21 protein-coding genes and 1 tRNA gene are annotated in these 19,898 nt (G+C 70.4%); 17 read left to right on the plus strand and 5 right to left on the minus strand.

What is annotated here, in order from left to right:
• Window positions 1–69: 69 nt before the first annotated feature.
• From ileS to ndk, 4 genes are read left to right on the plus strand one after another with little or no spacing between them, the layout of a single operon-like run.
• Window positions 70–3,447 (plus strand): isoleucine--tRNA ligase, encoded by a 3,378-nt coding sequence (gene ileS, locus Q9S71_RS09045; protein ID WP_311861920.1) that lies wholly within the window; start codon window positions 70–72, stop codon window positions 3,445–3,447.
• On the plus strand, window positions 3,444–4,796 hold the full coding sequence (locus tag Q9S71_RS09050; RefSeq protein WP_311861921.1) for a bifunctional folylpolyglutamate synthase/dihydrofolate synthase: 1,353 nt from the start codon (window positions 3,444–3,446) through the stop codon (window positions 4,794–4,796). The genes ileS and Q9S71_RS09050 overlap by 4 nt, the downstream gene beginning before the upstream one ends.
• Window positions 4,793–5,188, plus strand: a complete 396-nt coding sequence (locus tag Q9S71_RS09055) for a DUF4233 domain-containing protein (protein WP_253034893.1) — start codon at window positions 4,793–4,795, stop codon at window positions 5,186–5,188. The genes Q9S71_RS09050 and Q9S71_RS09055 overlap by 4 nt, the downstream gene beginning before the upstream one ends.
• A gap of 1 nt (window position 5,189) precedes the next feature.
• Window positions 5,190–5,606, plus strand: coding sequence for a nucleoside-diphosphate kinase (ndk, locus tag Q9S71_RS09060; RefSeq protein WP_064002219.1), 417 nt, complete (start codon window positions 5,190–5,192; stop codon window positions 5,604–5,606).
• Between the two features lie 52 nt (window positions 5,607–5,658).
• Here ndk and Q9S71_RS09065 read toward each other — a convergent pair whose 3' ends face one another.
• Window positions 5,659–6,264, minus strand: coding sequence for a vitamin K epoxide reductase family protein (locus Q9S71_RS09065; RefSeq protein WP_311861923.1), 606 nt, complete (start codon window positions 6,262–6,264; stop codon window positions 5,659–5,661).
• Between the two features lie 302 nt (window positions 6,265–6,566).
• Between Q9S71_RS09065 and Q9S71_RS09070 the strand changes: the two genes are divergently transcribed.
• On the plus strand, window positions 6,567–8,945 hold the full coding sequence (locus tag Q9S71_RS09070) for an Rne/Rng family ribonuclease (RefSeq protein ID WP_311861926.1): 2,379 nt from the start codon (window positions 6,567–6,569) through the stop codon (window positions 8,943–8,945).
• Window positions 8,946–8,954: 9 nt separating this feature from the next.
• On the opposite strand, the gene Q9S71_RS09075 is transcribed toward Q9S71_RS09070, so the two are convergent.
• Complete coding sequence (locus Q9S71_RS09075) at window positions 8,955–9,227, minus strand: DUF4031 domain-containing protein (RefSeq protein WP_064002216.1); 273 nt, start codon at window positions 9,225–9,227, stop codon at window positions 8,955–8,957.
• A gap of 211 nt (window positions 9,228–9,438) precedes the next feature.
• On the opposite strand from Q9S71_RS09075, the gene rplU reads away from it, so the two are divergent.
• From rplU to Q9S71_RS09125, 10 genes are all read left to right on the plus strand, one after another.
• Window positions 9,439–9,747: a 50S ribosomal protein L21 gene (gene rplU, locus Q9S71_RS09080; RefSeq protein ID WP_064002215.1), complete on the plus strand. Its 309-nt coding sequence runs from the start codon at window positions 9,439–9,441 to the stop codon at window positions 9,745–9,747.
• Window positions 9,748–9,768: 21 nt separating this feature from the next.
• Window positions 9,769–10,026 carry a 50S ribosomal protein L27 gene (gene rpmA, locus Q9S71_RS09085; protein ID WP_064002214.1) on the plus strand — a complete coding sequence of 86 codons (258 nt, stop codon included), beginning with the start codon at window positions 9,769–9,771 and terminating at the stop codon, window positions 10,024–10,026.
• Between the two features lie 71 nt (window positions 10,027–10,097).
• Window positions 10,098–11,603 (plus strand): GTPase ObgE, encoded by a 1,506-nt coding sequence (gene obgE, locus Q9S71_RS09090; protein WP_064002213.1) that lies wholly within the window; start codon window positions 10,098–10,100, stop codon window positions 11,601–11,603.
• Window positions 11,600–12,430 (plus strand): glutamate 5-kinase, encoded by an 831-nt coding sequence (proB, locus tag Q9S71_RS09095; protein WP_064002212.1) that lies wholly within the window; start codon window positions 11,600–11,602, stop codon window positions 12,428–12,430. Before obgE ends, proB begins: the two co-directional genes overlap by 4 nt.
• Window positions 12,431–12,472: 42 nt before the next feature.
• Complete coding sequence (locus Q9S71_RS09100; RefSeq protein WP_311861929.1) at window positions 12,473–13,732, plus strand: glutamate-5-semialdehyde dehydrogenase; 1,260 nt, start codon at window positions 12,473–12,475, stop codon at window positions 13,730–13,732.
• A 44-nt stretch (window positions 13,733–13,776) separates the two neighbouring features.
• Entirely contained in the window at window positions 13,777–14,001 is a 225-nt protein-coding gene (locus Q9S71_RS09105) for a hypothetical protein (RefSeq protein WP_064002210.1), read from the plus strand.
• Between the two features lie 10 nt (window positions 14,002–14,011).
• Window positions 14,012–14,608: a nicotinate-nucleotide adenylyltransferase gene (gene nadD / locus Q9S71_RS09110; protein WP_311861932.1), complete on the plus strand. Its 597-nt coding sequence runs from the start codon at window positions 14,012–14,014 to the stop codon at window positions 14,606–14,608.
• Entirely contained in the window at window positions 14,605–15,870 is a 1,266-nt protein-coding gene (locus Q9S71_RS09115) for a hypothetical protein (RefSeq protein ID WP_311861934.1), read from the plus strand. Before nadD ends, Q9S71_RS09115 begins: the two co-directional genes overlap by 4 nt.
• Window positions 15,870–16,247 (plus strand): ribosome silencing factor, encoded by a 378-nt coding sequence (gene rsfS / locus Q9S71_RS09120; protein ID WP_311283630.1) that lies wholly within the window; start codon window positions 15,870–15,872, stop codon window positions 16,245–16,247. The genes Q9S71_RS09115 and rsfS overlap by 1 nt, the downstream gene beginning before the upstream one ends.
• Before the next feature lie 72 nt (window positions 16,248–16,319).
• Window positions 16,320–16,395 (plus strand) — tRNA-Ala (locus tag Q9S71_RS09125).
• Between the two features lie 132 nt (window positions 16,396–16,527).
• On the opposite strand, the gene Q9S71_RS09130 is transcribed toward Q9S71_RS09125, so the two are convergent.
• Window positions 16,528–17,262: an ANTAR domain-containing protein gene (locus tag Q9S71_RS09130; protein ID WP_311861937.1), complete on the minus strand. Its 735-nt coding sequence runs from the start codon at window positions 17,260–17,262 to the stop codon at window positions 16,528–16,530.
• A 30-nt stretch (window positions 17,263–17,292) separates the two neighbouring features.
• Window positions 17,293–17,949: an ANTAR domain-containing protein gene (locus tag Q9S71_RS09135; protein WP_311861938.1), complete on the minus strand. Its 657-nt coding sequence runs from the start codon at window positions 17,947–17,949 to the stop codon at window positions 17,293–17,295.
• 167 nt (window positions 17,950–18,116) lie between these two features.
• Between Q9S71_RS09135 and Q9S71_RS09140 the strand changes: the two genes are divergently transcribed.
• On the plus strand, window positions 18,117–18,341 hold the full coding sequence (locus tag Q9S71_RS09140) for a hypothetical protein (protein ID WP_311861940.1): 225 nt from the start codon (window positions 18,117–18,119) through the stop codon (window positions 18,339–18,341).
• A 57-nt stretch (window positions 18,342–18,398) separates the two neighbouring features.
• Window positions 18,399–19,586, plus strand: coding sequence for a low temperature requirement protein A (locus tag Q9S71_RS09145; protein WP_311861942.1), 1,188 nt, complete (start codon window positions 18,399–18,401; stop codon window positions 19,584–19,586).
• On the opposite strand, the gene Q9S71_RS09150 is transcribed toward Q9S71_RS09145, so the two are convergent.
• Window positions 19,569–19,775 carry a hypothetical protein gene (locus tag Q9S71_RS09150; protein ID WP_311861944.1) on the minus strand — a complete coding sequence of 69 codons (207 nt, stop codon included), beginning with the start codon at window positions 19,773–19,775 and terminating at the stop codon, window positions 19,569–19,571. The two genes, Q9S71_RS09145 and Q9S71_RS09150, sit on opposite strands and share 18 nt — an antisense overlap.
• Window positions 19,776–19,898: the final 123 nt, after the last annotated feature.

The raw sequence follows: 19,898 nt of genomic DNA on the forward strand, positions 1-19,898 counted from the left end.
GGTGGCATCAAGCGGGGTGGTACCGCGGTCTCCGGATCGTCCTCGCAGGAGCAGACCTGCAGGAGTGACATGACCTACCCCCGACCTTCCGCCTTCGGCCCGGCCGCCGACGCGCCCGCGGCCGTCGTCCCGAGCCCGCGCTTCCCCGACCTCGAGCGCGAGGTCCTCGCGTTCTGGGAGCAGGACGACACGTTCCGCGCCTCGATCGCGCAGCGCGACGGCGCCGACGAGTGGGTGTTCTACGACGGTCCGCCGTTCGCCAACGGCCTGCCGCACTACGGGCACCTCCTCACCGGCTACGCGAAGGACCTCTTCCCGCGCTTCCAGACCATGCGCGGCAAGAAGGTCGACCGGGTCTTCGGGTGGGACACGCACGGCCTCCCCGCCGAGCTCGAGGCGATGAAGCAGCTCGGGATCACGGAGAAGAGCGAGATCGAGGACATGGGGATCGCCGCCTTCAACGCGAAGGCGCGCTCCTCCGTGCTCGAGTACACGCAAGAGTGGGAGAACTACGTCACCCGGCAGGCCCGCTGGGTCGACTTCGAGCGCGGCTACAAGACGCTCGACACCGGGTACATGGAGTCGGTGCTGTGGGCCTTCAAGGAGCTCTACGACAAGGACCTCGCCTACGAGGGGCACCGCGTGCTGCCGTACTGCTGGCGCGACGAGACGCCGCTGTCGAACCACGAGCTGCGCATGGACGACGACGTCTACAAGATGCGCCAGGACCCGTCGGTGACGGTGACCTTCCCGCTCGTCGGCGCGAAGGCCGAGGCCCTCGGCCTCACCGCCGTCCGCGCACTCGCCTGGACGACGACGCCGTGGACCCTGCCGACCAACCTCGCGCTCGCCGTCGGACCCGACATCGAGTACGTGGTCCTGCCGGGCGGTCCCGCCGGCGCCGCCGACATCCACGAGGACGCCCTCGAGGGGCAGTCCCACCGCTACCTGCTCGCCGCCGACCTCCTCGCGAACTACGCGAAGGACCTCGGCTACGCCTCCGCCGAGGAGGCGCGCGCCGCCGTCGACCAGACCGTCCGCGGAGCGGAGCTCGCCGACATCGCGTACGACCGCCTGTTCGACTACTACGCCGACGAAGAGACGTGGGGCACGCAGAACGCCTGGCGCATCCTCGTCGACGACTACGTCACCACCACCGACGGCACGGGCATCGTCCACCAGGCCCCGGCCTACGGTGAGGACGACCAGCGTGTGACGGGGGCCGCCGGCATCCCGCTCATCATGAGCCTCGACGACGGCGGACGCTTCCTGCCGCAGGTGACCGACGTCGCCGGCGAGCTGTGGATGGACGCCAACCGTCCCCTCATCCGCCTGCTGAAGGCCGAGGGGCGCCTCTTGCGCGAGGCGTCGTACGAGCACTCGTACCCGCACTGCTGGCGCTGCCGGAACCCCCTCATCTACAAGGCCGTCTCGAGCTGGTTCGTGCGGGTCACCTCGATCAAGGACCGCCTCGTCGAACTCAACGAGCAGATCACGTGGGCGCCCGAGAACGTCAAGCACGGGCAGTTCGGCAAGTGGCTCGAAGGCGCGCGCGACTGGTCGATCAGCCGCAACCGGTTCTGGGGCTCGCCGATCCCGGTGTGGAAGAGCGACGACCCCGAGTACCCGCGCGTCGACGTCTACGGCTCGCTCGCCGACCTCGAGCGCGACTTCGGCCGACTCCCGGTCAACGAGGCGGGCGAGGTCGACCTGCACCGCCCCTTCATCGATGACCTGACCCGTCCGAACCCCGACGACCCGACCGGCACCTCGACGATGCGCCGCATCGAGGACGTCTTCGACGTCTGGTTCGACTCGGGTTCGATGCCGTACGCGCAGGTGCACTACCCGTTCGAGAGCCGCGAATGGTTCGACGAGCACGCCCCCGCCGACTTCATCGTCGAGTACATCGGGCAGACGCGCGGCTGGTTCTACGTCATGCACGTGCTGTCGGGCGCGCTGTTCGATCGTCCCGCGTTCTCGGGCGTCGCCTGCCACGGCATCGTCCTCGGCAGCGACGGGCAGAAGATGTCGAAGTCCCTGCGCAATTACCCGGACGTCAGCGAGGTCTTCGACCGCGACGGCTCCGACGCGATGCGCTGGTTCCTGATGAGCTCGTCCGTCTTGCGCGGCGGCAACCTCGTCGTCACCGAGGAGGGCATCCGCTCGGGCGTGCGCGAGTTCCTCCTGCCGCTGTGGAACGCCTGGTACTTCTTCTCGACGTACGCGAACGCGGCCGGCGGACCCGACGGCGAGGGGTACGAGGCCGTCTGGCGCACGGACTCCACGAACGTCCTCGACCGTCACATCCTGGCGCTCACCGGCGACCTCGTCCGCGACGTCGCCGCCGACCTCGAGGCGCTCGACTCGACGATGGCCGCCGCCAAGCTCCGCGAGTTCGCCGAGGCGCTCACCAACTGGTACATCCGCCGCTCCCGCGACCGGTTCTGGGTGGGGGTGGATGCCGCCGACCCGAGCACGACCGAGGCGTTCGACACGCTCTACACGGTGCTCGAGACGCTCACCCGCGTCGCAGCGCCCCTCATCCCGCTCGTCGCCGAGCGCGTCTGGCAGGGACTCACCGGGGGTCGCAGCGTGCACCTCGAGGACTGGCCCGACGCCGAGCGGTTCGCCGCGGCATCCGACATCCGCGAAGCCATGGACACCGTCCGCGAGGTCTCGTCGGTCGCCAACGCGCTGCGCAAGAAGGAGGGCAAGCGCGTGCGTCTGCCCCTCGCGTCGCTGACGGTCGCCGTGACGGGCGCCGACGGACTCGCGCAGTTCGAGGACATCGTCCGCGACGAGCTCAACGTCAAGGAGGTTGAGGTCGTCGAGCTCACCGACGGCCTGGCCGAGCAGTACGGCATCAGCCAGCGTCTCGCGGTCAACGCGCGCGCCGCGGGGCCGCGCCTGGGCAAGCAGGTGCAGCACGTCATCAAGGGCGCCAAGGCGGGCCTGTGGAGCGAGGAGGGCGGCGTTGTCGTCGTCGACGGCATCGCGCTCGAGCCGGGCGAGTACGAACTCACGCTCGAGGCGGGCGGCGTCGCCGAGGGCACCGCGATCGCGCTCCTGCCGCGCGGCGGCTTCGTCCTGCTCGACACCACGACGACGCCCGAGCTCGAGGCCGAAGGCCTCGCGCGCGACGTCATCCGCGCCGTGCAGGACGCCCGCAAGGCGGCCGGATTCGAGGTGAGCGACCGCATCGCGCTGCAGCTCACCTTCGCCGACCGTGCCGACGCCGAAGCCGTCGCCGCGGCGTTCGACGTCGCCGACGTCGCGGGCGAGACCCTGTCGGTCGCCGACCTCGTCGCGACCGCCGACGGCGACACGCTGCGCGGCGAGGCCCTGCGCTCGAGCCCCGAGTACACGGCATCCGTCCCCGCCGGCACGTACGCGAACGCCGGCGACCTCACCATCGGCGTCCGCCGGATCGGAGCGACCTCATGAGCGACCGGACCCGAGCGGATGCCGTGTACGCGGCGCTCCTGCAGCGGCAGGGCGAGCGGTGGGTCGAGCCCCGCGTCGAGCGCACCCGCCGCGCCCTCGAGCTCCTCGGCGATCCGCAGCGGACCTACCGCGTCATCCACGTGACGGGCACGAACGGCAAGACGTCGACGAGCCGCATCGCGGAATCGATCGTGCGTGCCCACGGACTGCGCACGGGGCTGTTCACCAGCCCTCACCTCGAGCGGTTCACGGAGCGGATCATGATCGACGGCGAGCCGATCGCCGACGCCGCGGTCGCCGACGCGTGGGACGAGATCGCCCCGATCGTCGCGCTGGTGGACGAGGAGCTCGACGGCAAGGGCGAGCCGCCGCTCACCTTCTTCGAGCTGCTCACCGTGCTCGCCTTCGTCTCGTTCGCCGACGCCCCCGTGGACGTCGCCGTGATCGAGGTGGGCATGGGCGGCGCGTGGGACTCGACGAACACGGCCGACGGCGACGTCGCAGTCTTCGCCCCCATCGACATCGACCACGCCGACAAGCTCGGCGACACGATCGCCGAGATCGCGACGGTGAAGGCCGGGATCATCAAGCCGAACGCGGCTGCCGTCTCGGCGGCGCAGCAACCCGCGGCCCTCAGCGTGCTGACGACCGCCGCGCGGGCTCAGGGCGCGTCCCTGGCCGTCGAGGGTGAGCAGTTCGGCCTGCTCGACCAGAAGCTCGCGGTCGGCGGTCAGCTGCTCACGGTCCGCGGACTCGCCGCGACCTACGAGGAGCTGTATCTGCCCCTCTACGGCGCGCACCAGGGGCGCAACGCCGCCCTCGCGATCGCCGCGGTCGAGTCGCTCATCGGCGGTGGCACGCAGCCGATCGCCCCCGACGTGCTGGCCGACGGACTCGGCGCCGCCACCTCGCCGGGGCGCCTGCAGCTCGTGGGAGTCGCGCCCACCGTGCTCGTGGACAGCGCCCACAATCCGCATGGCGCGCGATCGCTCGTCGCAGCGCTCGGCGAGTCGTTCGACTTCGACGAGTGGGGCCTCGTTCTCGGCGCCTTCGCCGACAAGGACGTCGCCGGCATCGTCGGCACGCTCGCGCCCGCCGTCGCGCACGTGTTCGCCACGGCGCCCGAGTCCGACCGGGCGGAGGAACCGGATGCCGTCGCCGACCTCGTCGAGCAGACCGAGACACCCGTGACGGTCCACCGCGACCTCGCCGAGGCCGCCGAGGCCGCGCGTGCGTGGGCCGCGGCATCCGACCGCCGGGCCGTCGTCATCGCCGGCAGCGTCGTGCTCGCCGGCGAAGCCGTCGTGCTCGCCGAGGCGGAGGACTGGAAGTCGGGGTACGAGGCGTGAGCGGGCCACGCGTGCGCCGCCGGCGCGGCGCCCGGGAATCGCTCCTCTCGGTCATCCTCGGGTTCGAGTCGATCGTCGCGTTCCTGGCCGGTCTCGCGGTCTACGGCCTGCGCGCGCTGCCCGAGGGCATCGAGCCGTGGTGGGGGATCGTCGGCGGCGTCGTCCTCGGCGTCCTGATGATCGCCCTCGCAGGGGTCACCCGGTACCGCTGGGCGGTCATCGCCGGCGGCGCCCTGCAGGTCGTCATCGCGCTCGGGGCGATCCTCGTGCCCGCGCTCCTCATCGCGGCGGCCGTTTTCGGCGCGTTGTACGTCTATGGCACCATCAAGGGCGGCGCGCTCGATGCGCGCAACGCCTCACTCGCCGCCGAGGCGGAGAAGAACGGAGACTGACATGGCCACCGAACAGACCCTCGTCCTGGTGAAGCCCGACGGGGTCGCCCGCGGACTCACCGGCGCGATCCTCGCCCGCATCGAGGCGAAGGGGTACTCGCTCGTCGACATCCGCCTCGTCGAGCCCGACCGTGAGCGTCTCGAGCAGCACTACGCCGAGCACGCCGGCAAGCCCTTCTACGAGCCGCTGCTCGAGTTCATGATGTCGGGGCCCTCGGTCGCCATCCGCCTCGCCGGCAACCGCGTCATCGAGGGGTTCCGCTCCCTGGCCGGCACCACCGACCCGACCACGGCGGCACCGGGCACCATCCGCGGCGACTTCGGCCGCGACTGGGGTCTCGCCGTCCAGCAGAACCTCGTCCACGGCAGCGACAGCGTCGAGTCCGCGAACCGCGAGCTCGCCATCTGGTTCGACTGACCCGGATCCACGAGAGCGCCCGTCCCGTCATCGGGGCGGGCGCTTCGTCGTGTCAGCGGGTGAACTCCGAGATCCAGTCGAGCTGCACCTGCGCGATCACCCCGATGATGGCGAAGGCGACGATCGCCATGAGCGGCGTCCACGCCATCAGGGCGTCCGCGCGATGGCGTGCGGCAGCGGAGACCGGCAGCGCGCCGACCCGCACCAGATGCACGGCGACGGCGAAGAACGTCGGGATCGTCACCGACCACGTGACCATGCACCAGGGGCAGAGGGTCGCGAGCACGAAGATGCTCTGAGAGATGAGCCAGAGGACGAAGGCGAAGGCGGCGGTGACTCCGAGCCCGAACAGCACCCAGAACCATCGCGCGAAGCGCGCGCCGGCGAGCAGCGCCGCACCGACCACGATCGGCGCGACCCAGCCCGTCAGGCCGAGGATCGGGTTCGGGAATCCGAACACCGACCCCTGCGCCGATTCGAGGTTCTTGCCGCACTGGACGAGCAGGCTGATGTCGCAGGATGCCGCCGACCCGGGATTCTCGAGGAGATGGAAGCGCTCGGTGGTCAGCTGGAAGGCGGCGAACCAGCCCACGACGCCGGCGAAGATGAGCCACAGGGCGAAGACGGTCGGGCGGGAGGTGCGGCTCGGGGAGGGCATGCGGGCGATTATCGCACCGCGCGTGATCCGCTCCCTGAGGCGCCGGCCGTGCATATCCGAGGGCGTCGGTCACGGCTCCGGCTCGGGAAGTGGGATAATGGGGGTCGACGTCCCCGCGGCCGCGCCGCCAGGATGTCACCAGAAGACTTCGGGCGAGCAACGCCCGCGCAGCATCACCCCGCCGCGAGTGCGGGGATCGGCTGCAGACCAGATGAGTTCGCGGCACACCTCCGAGACCGGAGCGGAGCCGCCCGATTTTCGCCGGACGGCACGCGGAGCCGTCGGCTGGGAGTAAGCCAGAGATGGCAGATGAGACGAACGACACGACAGCATCCGATGCGACCGAGGGCGTTCTGACGCCTCACGACGCCGACGGTGGGACCGAGACCGGCCAGCCCGTCGAGGCGGAGTCGCAGCCCGCCGAGCCGACCGAGGACGGGCCCGTGGACGCGGCCGTCGAGGTCGAGGCCCCCGCCGAGGTGGCTCCGGCCGCGGAGGCGCCCGCCGAGGTGGCTCCGGCCGCGGAGGCGCCCGCCGAAGAGGCGCCCGGGACCGAGGCGCCCGCGGAGGAGGCGCCCGTGACCGAGACGCCCGCGGCGGGAGCGCCGGTGGCACCGGAAGAGCCCGCCGCCCCCGCGATCCCCACCGCCGTGAGCCTCGGTCTGCTCCCGGAGCAGTTCGTCTCCGCGGTGTCGACCGCGCTGCACTTCTACGCCCCCGAGGTCGCCCCGCTCCCGGCCCTGTCGCGCGACGATCGTGACGACCGCGACGACGCCGGAGCCGAGGCATCCGGGGGATCGCGTCGCCGCAACCGCCGGCGCGGCGGCGGCAACACGTCCGAACAGAACGACGAGCCCGCGGCGCCGCGTCGTCGCGTCGTCGAGGTCATCACCGAGCCGCAGCGCATCAAGGGCTCGACTCGCCTCGAGGCCAAGAAGCAGCGTCGCCGCGACGGACGCGAGGCGGGCCGTCGGCGCGCCGTCGTCACCGAGGCGGAGTTCCTCGCGCGCCGCGAGTCGGTCGACCGCGACATGATCGTTCGTTCGCGCGGCGGCCGCATCCAGATCGCCGTGCTCGAGGACAACGTCCTCGTCGAGCACTACGTCGCGCGCAACCAGGACGCTTCCCTCATCGGCAACGTCTATCTCGGCCGCGTGCAGAACGTGCTCCCCAGCATGGAGGCGGCCTTCGTCGACATCGGTCGCGGTCGCAACGCCGTGCTGTACTCGGGCGAGGTGGACTGGGATGCCGTCGAGACCGGCAACCAGCCGCGCCGGATCGAACTCGCCCTCAAGTCCGGCGACCGCGTCCTCGTGCAGGTCACCAAGGACCCCGTCGGCCACAAGGGTGCGCGACTGACCAGCCAGATCTCGCTCCCCGGCCGCTACCTCGTGTACGTGCCCGGCGGCGCGATGAACGGCATCTCGCGCAAGCTCCCCGACACCGAGCGCGCCCGCCTCAAGAAGATCCTCAAGGAGGTCCTCCCGGAGTCCTCGGGCGTCATCGTGCGCACCGCGGCGGAGGGAGCCACCGAGGAGCAGCTCACCCGCGACGTGCAGCGCCTCACCTCGCAGTGGGAGCACATCAGCACGCAGGCTCAGACGGGCCAGGCGCCCGCGCTCCTGCACTCCGAGCCCGACCTGCTCGTCAAGATCGTCCGCGACGTCTTCAACGAGGACTTCCGCAAGATGCTCATCCAGGGGGATGAGGCGTACCAGACGATCACGTCCTACCTCACCGGCGTCGCCCCCGACCTGCTCGAGCGCATCGAGAAGTACGAGGGGGAGCAGGACCCGTTCGACGTGTTCCGCGTGACGGAGCAGATCGAGAAGGCGCTCGACCGCAAGGTGTGGCTGCCCTCCGGCGGATCGCTCGTGATCGACCGCACCGAGGCCATGACGGTCGTCGACGTCAACACCGGCAAGTTCGTCGGCACGGGCGGCAACCTCGAGGAGACCGTCACCAAGAACAACCTCGAGGCCGCGGAGGAGATCGTCCGTCAGCTGCGGCTGCGCGACATCGGCGGCATCATCGTCGTCGACTTCATCGACATGGTGCTCGAGTCCAACCGCGACCTCGTCCTGCGCCGCCTCGTCGAGTGCCTGAGCCGCGACCGGACGAAGCACCAGGTCGCCGAGGTCACCTCGCTCGGCCTCGTGCAGATGACCCGCAAGAAGATCGGCCTCGGGCTGCTCGAGACCTTCAGTGAGGCGTGCGAGGTGTGCGCCGGTCGCGGCGTGATCGTGCACCACGACCCGGTCGTCAAGCACCGCACTTCGTCGGGCGGGGGCAACGGCAACGGCAACAACCGGCGCCCGCGTCAGAACGGCGGCTCCGCGCCGGCGCAGAACGGCGCCGCCGCCGCACCGGCACCCGGCGGCACGCACGTGATCACCGAAGGTGTGAAGTCCGCGCTCGCGCAGATCGCGGCATCCACCATCCAGCCGCACGAGGAGCCCGCCGCCGTCGTCGCGGAGGAGCCCGTCGCCGAGCGTCCCGAGCGGCCCAAGCGCCCGCGCCGCAAGAAGGCGGAGCCCGCCAAGACCGACGCCGACCGCCTGCTCGACTCGGTGCTCGAGGCGCTGCCCGAGCCGAAGGCGCCCGGTCAGGGGCGCGCGCGTCGTCGCGTGACGACCGCCGCGCTGACCGGCACGCCCGTCCAGACCCCGACCGAGGACTGAACGCGCACGTCACCGTCCGCGGCGCTCGCGGGCGGTGACGCGCAGTCCCGAGGCGATCAGCCGACGGACGAGGTCGTGCGCACTCACGCGCTCCGCACCGCCCGCCACGAGGCGATCGATCGCGTCCTCGGGGACGTCGTAGTGGTCGCGGTCGAAGGCGCGGGGCGGGATGCCGTGGGTCGCCGCGAAGGCGTGGAGCTCGTCGAGGTCGCTGTCCGAGACCATGTGGGCCCAGAGCCTGCCGTGCGCCGGCCACATCGCGGAGTCGACGAGGATGGCCATCCGCCGATCATATGACCGCGCCGCGCGAGGGGGACCGGCCGCGGCGCGCCGGGCCGCGCTTTTGCCCTCACTGCGGCGATCGGGTATTCTGGCTCCTTGGTGCGTCACGTGTCGCAGGCAGTTGCGACGCAGAGCCTGGCTTCCGCACCACGACTTCCAGTCTCATCAGACAATCGGAGCCGAGCGCTCCACAGAAGAAACAAGGTGTGAAGTGGTTTACGCAGTTGTGCGCGCCGGTGGCCGTCAGGAGAAGGTCCAGGTCGGCACCATCGTCGTCCTCGACCGTCAGGCGGCGAAGGTCGGCGACAAGATCGAGCTCCCCGCCGTCCTGTTCGTCGACGGCGACGCCGTGACGACCGACGCCGACAAGCTCGCGAAGGTCAAGGTCACCGCCGAGGTCCTCGGCGAGGAGCGCGGCCCGAAGATCGTCATCCAGAAGTTCAAGAACAAGACCGGCTACAAGAAGCGCCAGGGCCACCGCCAGGACCTCACGCGCGTCAAGATCACCGGCATCAAGTAAGAAGCCGAGAGGACACGAGAGATGGCACACAAAAAGGGCGCAAGCTCCACCCGTAACGGTCGTGACTCCAACGCACAGCGCCTCGGCGTGAAGCGTTTCGGCGGCCAGCAGGTCCTCGCCGGCGAGATCATCGTCCGTCAGCGCGGCACCCACTTCCACCCGGGCGCCGGTGTCGGCCGCGGTGGCGACGACACGCTGTTCGCGCTGGCCGCGGGCGCGGTCGAGTTCGGCACGAAGGGCGGCCGCAAGGTCGTCAACATCGTGTCGGTCGCCGAGTAATCGGACGCAATCCTTCACGAGGGGCGGGCTACGGCCCGCCCCTCGTCTTTTCCCCTGATAGGAGACATCGCATGGTGACGTTCGTCGACCGCGTGACGCTGCATCTGCGCGCGGGCAAGGGCGGCAACGGCTGCGTCTCTGTCAAGCGCGAGAAGTTCAAGCCGCTCGCCGGCCCCGATGGCGGCAACGGTGGGCACGGCGGCGACATCGTCCTCGTCTCCGACCCGCAGGTGACGACGCTCCTGTCGTACCACCACTCGCCGCACCGCTCGGCCGGCAACGGCGGGTTCGGCATGGGCGACCACCGCTCCGGCGCGAACGGCGAGCCACTCGAGCTCACCGTCCCCGTCGGCACGGTCGTCAAAGACGACAACGGTGAAACCCTCATCGACATGGCGACCCCCGGCATCCGCTTCGTGGTCGCGCCGGGTGGGCAGGGCGGTCTCGGCAACGCGGCGCTCGCGAACCCCAAGCGCAAGGCCCCCGGCTTCGCGCTGCTCGGCACGCCCGGCTGGGAGGGGGATGTCCACCTCGAGCTGAAGACGGTCGCCGACGTCGCCCTCGTGGGCTTCCCGTCCGCCGGCAAGTCGAGCCTGATCGCGGCGATCTCCGCCGCGCGGCCCAAGATCGCCGACTACCCGTTCACGACGCTCCACCCGAACCTCGGGGTCGTCCAGGCAGGCGATGCGCGGTACACCGTCGCCGACGTGCCCGGCCTCATCGAGGGTGCCAGCGAGGGCAAGGGTCTCGGACTCGAGTTCCTGCGCCACGTCGAACGCTGCACGGCGCTCGTGCACGTCCTCGACTGCGCGACGCTCGAGCCCGGTCGCGATCCCCTCAGCGACCTCGACGTGATCCTCGCCGAGCTCGGGGCCTACCCCGTGCCCGAGGGCCAGGTGCCCCTGCTGGAGCGTCCGCAGCTCGTCGCACTCAACAAGCTCGACGTCCCCGAGGCGAAGGACCTCGCCGACCTCGTCCGGCCCGAGCTCGAAGCGCGCGGCTTCCGAGTGTTCGACATCTCGACCGTCAGCCGCGACGGTCTGCGTCAGCTGACCTTCGCGCTCGGCGAGATCGTCGAGGAGCACCGCGCGGCCCTCGCTGCCGCGCCCGCGCCTGAGCGCGTCGTGATCCGCCCGAAGGGATCGACGAAGGACTTCGAGATCCGCGTCGAAGGCGGCACGTACGGCAACATCTACCGCATCCTCGGCGACAAGCCGGTGCGCTGGGTGCAGCAGACCGACTTCCAGAACGAGGAGGCCGTCGGATTCCTGGCGGACCGCCTCGAGAAGCTGGGCGTGGAGGACGGCCTCTTCAAGGCCGGCGCGCAGGCCGGGTCGACGGTGGTGATCGGCCCCGGCGACGGCATCGTGTTCGACTGGCACCCGTCCCTCGGGTCCGCGGCCGAGCTCATGACCGCACCCCGCGGCACCGACCCCCGACTCGATCTGAACCCGCGTCGGACGACGTCCCAGCGCCGTGACCGCTATCACGAGCGGATGGATGCGAAGGCCGAGGCCCGCGCCGAGCTCGAGTCCGAGCGCCTCGCGGCCCGCGGGGAGGACGAGGACGCGTCGTGACGCTGCAGGACCGCGCGGGCCTCGCCGGCGCACGCCGTGTCGTGGTGAAGGTCGGGTCGTCCTCGATCAGCGGTGAGAACGCCGGCAAGATCGGACCGATCGTCGATGCCCTCGCCGAGGCGCACGCGCGCGGCACCGAGGTCGTGCTGGTCTCCTCCGGCGCCATTGCCACCGGCATGCCGTTCCTGCTCCTCGACGCGCGTCCGAGCGACCTCGCCACGCAGCAGGCGGCGGCCGCGGTGGGGCAGAACGTCCTCATCTACCGCTACCAGGAGGCGCTGCGTCCGTTCGAGATCGTCGCGGGTCAGGTCCTGCTGACGGCGGGCGACCTCGAGAACCCGACGCACCGCTCGAACGCGCGACGCGCGATGGAGCGGTTGCTGGGTCTGCGGATCCTGCCGATCGTCAACGAGAACGACACCGTCGCGACCCACGAGATCCGCTTCGGCGACAACGACCGGCTCGCCGCCCTCGTCGCCCAGCTGATCGGGGCCGACGCACTCGTGCTGCTGAGCGACATCGAGACGCTCTACACCCGCCCGCCCGACGAGCCCGGCGCCGTCCCCATCACGCGCGTCGACTTCGGTGACGACCTCGCCGGGTATCAGTTCGGCTCCGTCGTCGTGAACAGCGTCGGCACCGGGGGAGCGGCCACGAAGGTGTCGGCGGCCCGGCTCGCGTCCGCTGCGGGGATCGCGGTGCTCGTCACGAGCGCCGATCTCGTGCACGCGGCGCTCCGCGGCGACGAGGTGGGCACGTGGTTCGCGCCGAACCCGCATCCCGCCGCGCCGTCGATCACCGGATCCGTGCGGGTTCCCGAGGCCTGACACGGGGGGAGCGGCGGCATCCGTCCGCTCTAGACTTGGCGGATGACGATCACCGCGACCACCCCCCAGGAACGCATGCACGCGGCGCGCACCGCGTCCCGGTCCCTGGGTCTGTTGACGGATGCCGCCAAGGCCGACCTCCTGCGCTCGATCGCCGCCGCGATCGAGGCGAACATCGCGCCCATCGTCGCCGCCAACGCCGAGGACCTGGCGCGCGGCCGCGCCGACGGCCTCTCGACCGGCCTGCTCGACCGGTTGACGCTCGACGATCAGCGGGTGCGCGCCCTCGCTGCCGCCGTGCGCGACGTCGCCGAGCTCCCTGACCCCGTGGGTCGCGTGCTCGATGAGCGCGTCCTGCCCAACGGATTGCACCTGCAGAAGGTGTCCGTCCCGTTCGGGGTGATCGGCTCGATCTACGAGGCCCGCCCCAACGTGACCGTCGACATCGCCGCCCTCGCGCTGCGGTCGGGCAACGCCGTGGTCCTTCGCGGCGGGAGCGCTGCGCAGTCCTCGAACGCGGCCCTCATCTCCGTCATGCGCGGCGCCCTCGCCGAGGCCGGCGTCGACCCCGAGGCCATCCAGACCGTCGACGACTTCGGTCGGGACGGCGCGCGGGCGCTCATGCGCGCCCGCGGACTCGTCGACGTCCTCGTCCCGCGCGGCAGCGCGCAGCTGATCGAGACGGTCGTCACGGAGTCGTCGGTGCCAGTCATCGAGACCGGTGCGGGCGTCGTGCACATCGTCCTCGACGAATCGGCTCCGCTCGAGTGGGCGACCGACATCGCCGTCAACGCGAAGGTGCAGCGCCCCAGCGTGTGCAACGCCGTCGAGACCTTGCTGGTGCACCGGGGCGCCGCCGAGCGCCTCGTGCCGCCGGTGGTGGCCGCCCTGCAGGCCCAGGGGGTCACCGTCCACGGCGACGACGCCACCGCGGCCCTGGCGGCCGACGTGGTCCCCGCGACGGAGGCCGACTGGGCGACCGAGCACATGAGCCTCGACATCTCGGTGCGTGTCGTCGACGACCTCGACGAGGCCCTCGCGCACATCCGGCGCTACTCGACGCAGCACACCGAGTCGATCATCACCGCCGACGACGCGGCCGCGGAGCGGTTCCTGGCCGAGGTGGATGCCGCGGTCGTCATGGTCAACGCCTCGACCCGTTTCACCGACGGCGGCGAGTTCGGCTTCGGCGCCGAGGTGGGCATCTCGACGCAGAAGCTCCACGCGCGAGGCCCCATGGGTCTCCCGGAGCTGACGACCACCAAGTGGCTGGCGCGGGGCGCCGGGCAGATCCGCTCGTGACCACCTAAACTGTTCCTGCACCCGACCCCTCGAACGGAGCCCGAATGAATCTCGCGACGACCATCGTTTCCGCTGCGGCGGAGGCCGAGCACCACGGCGGCAACGTCATGGCCACGACCTTCGTCTACGGTGTGGTGGCCTTCGTGCTCTTCCTGCTGCTCGCGCTCGTGTCGGTGTCGTACCGCAACGTGGCGAACCGCCACGCGCACAAGGCCGAGGCGTACGCCGCGAAGAACCCCGTGCAGCAGGCGGGCCACGGCCACCACTGAGGCCGTGTCCATGGCAACCACGCGCGCACCGCGTATCGGTGTGATGGGCGGCACGTTCGACCCGATCCATCACGGCCACCTCGTGGCGGCGAGCGAGGTCGCTCAGTCGTTCGATCTCGAGGAGGTCATCTTCGTCCCGACCGGTCAGCCATGGCAGAAGTCGGGCGTCTCCTCGGCGGAGCACCGGTATCTGATGACCGTCATCGCGACGGCATCCAACCCGATGTTCACCGTGAGCCGCGTCGACGTCGACCGGACCGGGGCGACCTACACGATCGACACCCTGCGCGACCTCAAGGCGCAGCGGCCCGACGCCGACCTCTTCTTCATCACCGGGGCCGACGCCATCGCGCAGATTCTCGGGTGGCGCGATGTCGCCGAGCTATGGGAGCTCGCGCACTTCGTGGCGGTGTCGCGTCCGGGGCACACGCTCAGCGTCGACGGGCTGCCGGCTGAGGACGTCAGCAAGCTCGAGATCCCCGCCCTGTCGATCTCCTCCACCGACTGCCGCGCTCGCGTGAGCCGTGGACACCCCGTCTGGTACCTCGTCCCGGATGGCGTCGTCCAATACATTGCGAAGCATCACCTGTATCGGAGCAAGGCATGAGCACACCTGACCAGCCGAGCACTCCGCCGCTCACCCGGCGCCAACTGCGCGAGCTGCGCAACACGGCATCCACGCCCATCATCACGCCCGAGCAGGCGCAGGCGGATGCCGAGATGTCGGATGCCGCCGCGGAGGAAGCGGCTGAGGCGGCCGCCGCCCACGAAGCCGAGGTCGCGCCCGAGCGGACGCCGATCGCGCTCGACGATCTCTCCGACCTCGACCCGGACGCCCGTCCCGTCACGCGGCGACAGGCGCGTCTGCTGGAGAAGCTGCGCACCGGCACCGTCGAGGTGATCCCGACCGACACCGGCGACGTCCCCACCTCGGAGACCGAGGCCGAGCCCGATGTCGCCGACGGGGTCCCCCAGGCCGACGCCGCACACGAAGCGCCCGAGGATGCTCCCGACGTCGTCGACGCCGAGGACATCGAACACCTCGAGGAGCCCGCGACCGCCGACGAGCCCGCCGCTGTCGATGAGCCCGCGGACGAGGCCGAGCCGCTGCACGCTGCGGACGACGAGGACGCGCACGTTGTCGACGACGAGGACGCGCACGGTGTCGACGACGAGGACGCGCACGATGTCGACGACGAGGAGCCCGCGGCCCACGGCGACAAGTCCGCGGAGCACGAGAAACTCGCCGAGGAGGAGCGCGCACAGGACGACGCGCCCGCAGAGGCGGATGCCGACGAACCGACCGACGACGCCGCCGCCGAATCCGCGGAGCGCAAGGAGACGGAGGCGCACGACGAGGAGCAAGAGCCGGCGCGCGTCGTCGCGCCCGACCTCGGCGCGCAGCTGCTCGAGGACGGGGCGGCGCACGTCGAACTGCCGCCGTCATTCGACCACCTGCTGACCCGGGGAGGGAGCGGGTCCGCCTCGGCGCCGAACGCCCTCATCCTGTCGCAGACGCCCGACACCGGCTCGCTGTCGGTCCCGATCCTCGGTACCGGTGAGTTGATCATCACGGGCAGCTACCAGCTGCCCGACACGTTCGGCTCGACCGGTGGAGCCCCCGGGGTCTCCGACGGGAAGGATGCCGACGCCGCCCTTATGGACGGGGAACTCCCGCCGGCGTCCTCGCCCACCCCGATCGCCGCGTCGGCCGCGATCAGTACGATCAAGAGTGCGGATGACATCATCCGCCCCCCGGCGCCCGAAAAGGGCAGCCGACTCATGATGACACTCGCGATCTGCGCCGGAGCCCTCGGGCTCGCCATCGCGACAGTGCTCGTCCTCATCCTTGTGAACGGAAGTTTCTGATGGTCGCTGCAGAGCACACGCACGAACTCGTCCAGGTGGCCGCCGCCGCCGCCGACAGCAAGGGGGGCACGGATCTCGTCGCCTTCGACGTCTCCGGTCCGCTCCCGCTGATCGACGCGTTCCTCCTCGTGACGGGAAACAGCGAGCGCAATGTTGCCGCCATCGCCGACGAGGTCGAGGACAAGATGCTCGAGGCCGGGCAGAAGCGTCTGCGCCGCGAAGGGCGCGACGAGTCGCGTTGGGTGCTGCTGGACTTCGGCGACCTCGTCGTGCACGTCTTCCACGAGGAGGAGCGGGTCTTCTACGGGCTCGAGCGCCTGTGGAAGGACTGCCCGGTCATCCCTGTGACGATCGCGGAGCCCACTCCGAGCGAGTGACGATGTCGCCTCGTGTTCAGAGCACTCCTCGGCGTGTAGTAAGCTGAATGAGTTGCCGCGAGCGGCGACCAAGGGCCTGTGGCGCAGCTGGTAGCGCACCTGCATGGCATGCAGGGGGTCAGGGGTTCGAGTCCCCTCAGGTCCACCAAAAACCCCCGGTTCGCCGGGGTTTTTGTGTATCCGGCTCCGCCCTCGGCGCGACCTGTCGGCCACGCCTTCCCGTGGGCGCGGGGTCGGTCCGGCGGGCGACGCGTGCGAGAACGGCGGCGCCGCCGAGGCGTCAGAGGTCTCCGAGCTCGCGGGTCCGGTCGGCCGCGTTCTCGACGACGTCACGGGCGAGATCCGCGAGCCGACGCCGGCTGCTGCGGGCCCGGTCGCGGAGTCGCTGGAAGGCCTCGTCCATGTCGATCTGATGAGCGTGCGCGAGGACGCCCTTGGCCTGTTCGATGACGACGCGACTGTCGAGGGCCCGTTGCAGTTGACGGCGTGCCACGTCCGCTTCGCGGAACGCCTGCTCGTGCAGGATCCCGATGGTCGCGATGTCGGCGAGCCCACGCACGGCACGAGCGTCCTCAGGGCTGAGGCTCTCGGTCCCGTCGCCGAAGAGGTTGAGCGATCCGATCACCTCGTCACGCAGGCGCAGCGGCACGGCGTACATCCAGCGGTAGCCGAGGGCGCCGGCCCTCGCCGCGAAGTCCGGCCAGCGCGCGCGAATGCCGTCGATGTCGCTGACGGTGACGGGCTCACCGGTCCGATACGCGTCGACGCACGGTCCCTCGTCCGCCGTGAGCTGGAGGAGGCTGATGAGCTGACTCCGCTCGGTCGTGGAGGCGACGACCTCGAGCGGGTGACCTTCGGTGCGCAGGAGGATGCCGGCGTCGGCGGCATCGAAGATGTCCGAGCACCGCGACACCAACCGGTAGAGCAGATCGACCACGTCGTATCCGCCGACCATCGTGTCGGCGATCTCCACGAACGTCTCGATGAGTTGCATCTCGCGCGTGTCGCTACCCATGTCTGCAATCTCCTCCGAACCAGCCCATGATCACACGGTGAAGTCGATCTCGCGACTGATGATCGACTCGGCGATCGACAGCACGGATCGCCCCGACGCGAACGCGTGGGCACGGATGACGATGAGTGCGTCATCCGGACTGACCCGCAGTTGCGCGCACACCATCCCGGTCGCCTGGTGCACGATGCGTCGGGACGAGCCACCGGTTCCGCGCGCGATGTCCTCGCCGGCCAGGACGCGATCGAAGATCCGCAGGGCAGCCGCTTCGGCCATGGCGGATGCCAGAGCCACATCGCGGTGTTTCAGTGCATCGGGATCGTCGACGTAGAGGTCCACCGCTCCCACCTCGATCATGCCCACCGCCATCGGGAACGCGTAGATGGAGCGGACGCCACGATCAGCCGCCGCAGCGTGAAAGCCCGTGCGGTCGAGCGTGGTCGACTCCCGCAGATCGTGGATGAGCACGGGAGCGCCGGTGGCATGCGCCGTCCACCCGGGACCGACGCCGGAGTCCAACTGGATCTCCTCGAGGGCCGACGCGATGAGGTCACTGGCGCACACGGTCTCGACGTCGAAGGGGGGAGCGAGCGTCGAGACGCCGACGTGGTGTACGGGCAGCATGGTCATGAAGACCGCGCAGATCGGATCGTCCTCAGCGGCACCGGAATTACTCACGACATCCTCCATGGCCTGGCTCGTTCTGGAGCGGCCTAGGCCAGGGACGCTGGCCCCAGTCTAGGGGCCGCCCTTGATGCGGTGCGATCTTGCGACGCCGTCGCGGCCGCGGATACACTCGGCCCACGTCGCCCCGGACCCTGGCGCTCCTTGCACATGTCGCGAGATCGGGGAACGGTATGGCACAGCAGGCTCGGCGTCCGCCGGACGGGATCGTCTGGACCACAGCGGAACCCGACATGTACACATGCGCCATCGAGGGGCGCACGGTCGGATTCGTCCTCCGCGTCGCGGGCGGTTTCAACGCGTTCGACGATGCGTCGAACCCGTTGGGCCGCTACCAGCGTGCGCGTGCGGCGAGGAGGTCGGTCGAGACGATCCGGGCGCGGCGTTCGTTGGAGTGACCGCGTCGCTCGGCGCTGCGTGCGTGGCAGCATGGTCCACGTGAGGATGAGGGCGGGATGAGAGGTCCGGTGGCGTCGACGATGCGGCTCGTCCCCATGCGGCCGCGGGACCCGCGCGAGCCGGGGCGCGCAGCATCCTCTCTCGAGCTGTTCTTCGACCTCGTGTTCGTCGTCGCCGTGAGCATCTCGGCCGTCCAGCTCCACCACGCGCTCACCGCGGACCATGTGCTCGACGGAATCCTCAGCTACGCGGCCGTCTTCTTCAGCATCTGGTGGGCGTGGATGAACTTCACGTGGTTCGCCACGTCCTTCGATACGGACGACTGGCTCTACCGTGTGCTGACGATCCTGCAGATGGGCGGTGTCCTCGTCCTTGCGGCGGGTGTCGAGCCGGCCTTCGTCGACGGCGACTTCCGGATCGTCACCGCAGGGTACGTCGTCATGCGCCTGGCGGTGGTGGTGCAGTGGTTGCGCGCATCCCGGCGCGCCGGCCCCGCGCGACGGGCGACGCTCGTCTACGCCGGCGGGATCACCGTCGTGCAGGTCCTCTGGGTCGCCGCCCTCGCGCTACCCGATGGTGTCTTCCGAGTCGCGATCCTCGGCCTGATCCTGGCGGAGCTCGCCATCCCGGTGATCGCGGAGACCCGGGGGAACACACCGTGGCATCCGCACCACATCACCGAGCGGTACGGACTGTTCACCCTCATCCTGCTCGGTGAGAGCCTGCTCGCCTCGGCCAACGCCATCCTCGAAGCCCTGCACGACGACGAAGCGCCCGCACCGTTGATCGGTGTCGCCGTCCTGGCACTCGTGGTCACCGCAGCGCTCTGGTGGATCTACTTCTGGCCGCCGCACCACCACGCCATCGGGCGGCTGCGAAACAACCTCGTCTACGGGTACGGACACTTCTTCGTCTTCGCCGCGGCCGGAGCGTTCTCCGCCGGCATCGAGGTGGAGATCGACGTGCTCACCGGGCACAGTGCACTGACCGCACCGTGGGCATCCTTCACCTACACGGTGCCGATCGCCGTGTTCGTGGGGGTGATCTGGCTGCTCGCGATCCGGCCGTACGCGGATCGCGTCGTGAACGCCGTCGTTCCGGTCGGAGCGGCGCTCGTCCTGATCGACCCGATCATTCCCGTGCCGATCGCATTGACCGCCGTGATCCTCGCGGTCGTCGTCGCCGTCCTGGTGTGGCGCGCACCCACCACACCCGAGCCTGGGCGGTCAGATCTCGTCGGTTGAGTCCGGATCCTCTTCGGTCGCGCCCGTGTCGACGACGAGATCACCGTCGTCCGGTGCCTGGAAGCGCTCGTCGGGGGCGACGACGTCCGCCGGGTCGGGCGCGCCCTCCGGCGCCGGAGGAAGGCCCTCCTGTTCACCGCCGATGAAGCGGTCGAGCTCGGGGGAGTGCGAGGTGCTGTCAGCGCTCACGATGATCCTTTCGACCCCGCCAGTCTCGCGGCGCAGGCGAAGAGGGTCGAGGGCTTGACGTCGGCGTCGATGCCGACCGCGTGCCCTCTGACGTTCGACGCTCGCGGTGAGTAACCTCGTGCC

Source organism: Microbacterium gawkjiense (assembly GCF_031932225.1).
Lineage (GTDB): Bacteria > Actinomycetota > Actinomycetes > Actinomycetales > Microbacteriaceae > Microbacterium > Microbacterium gawkjiense.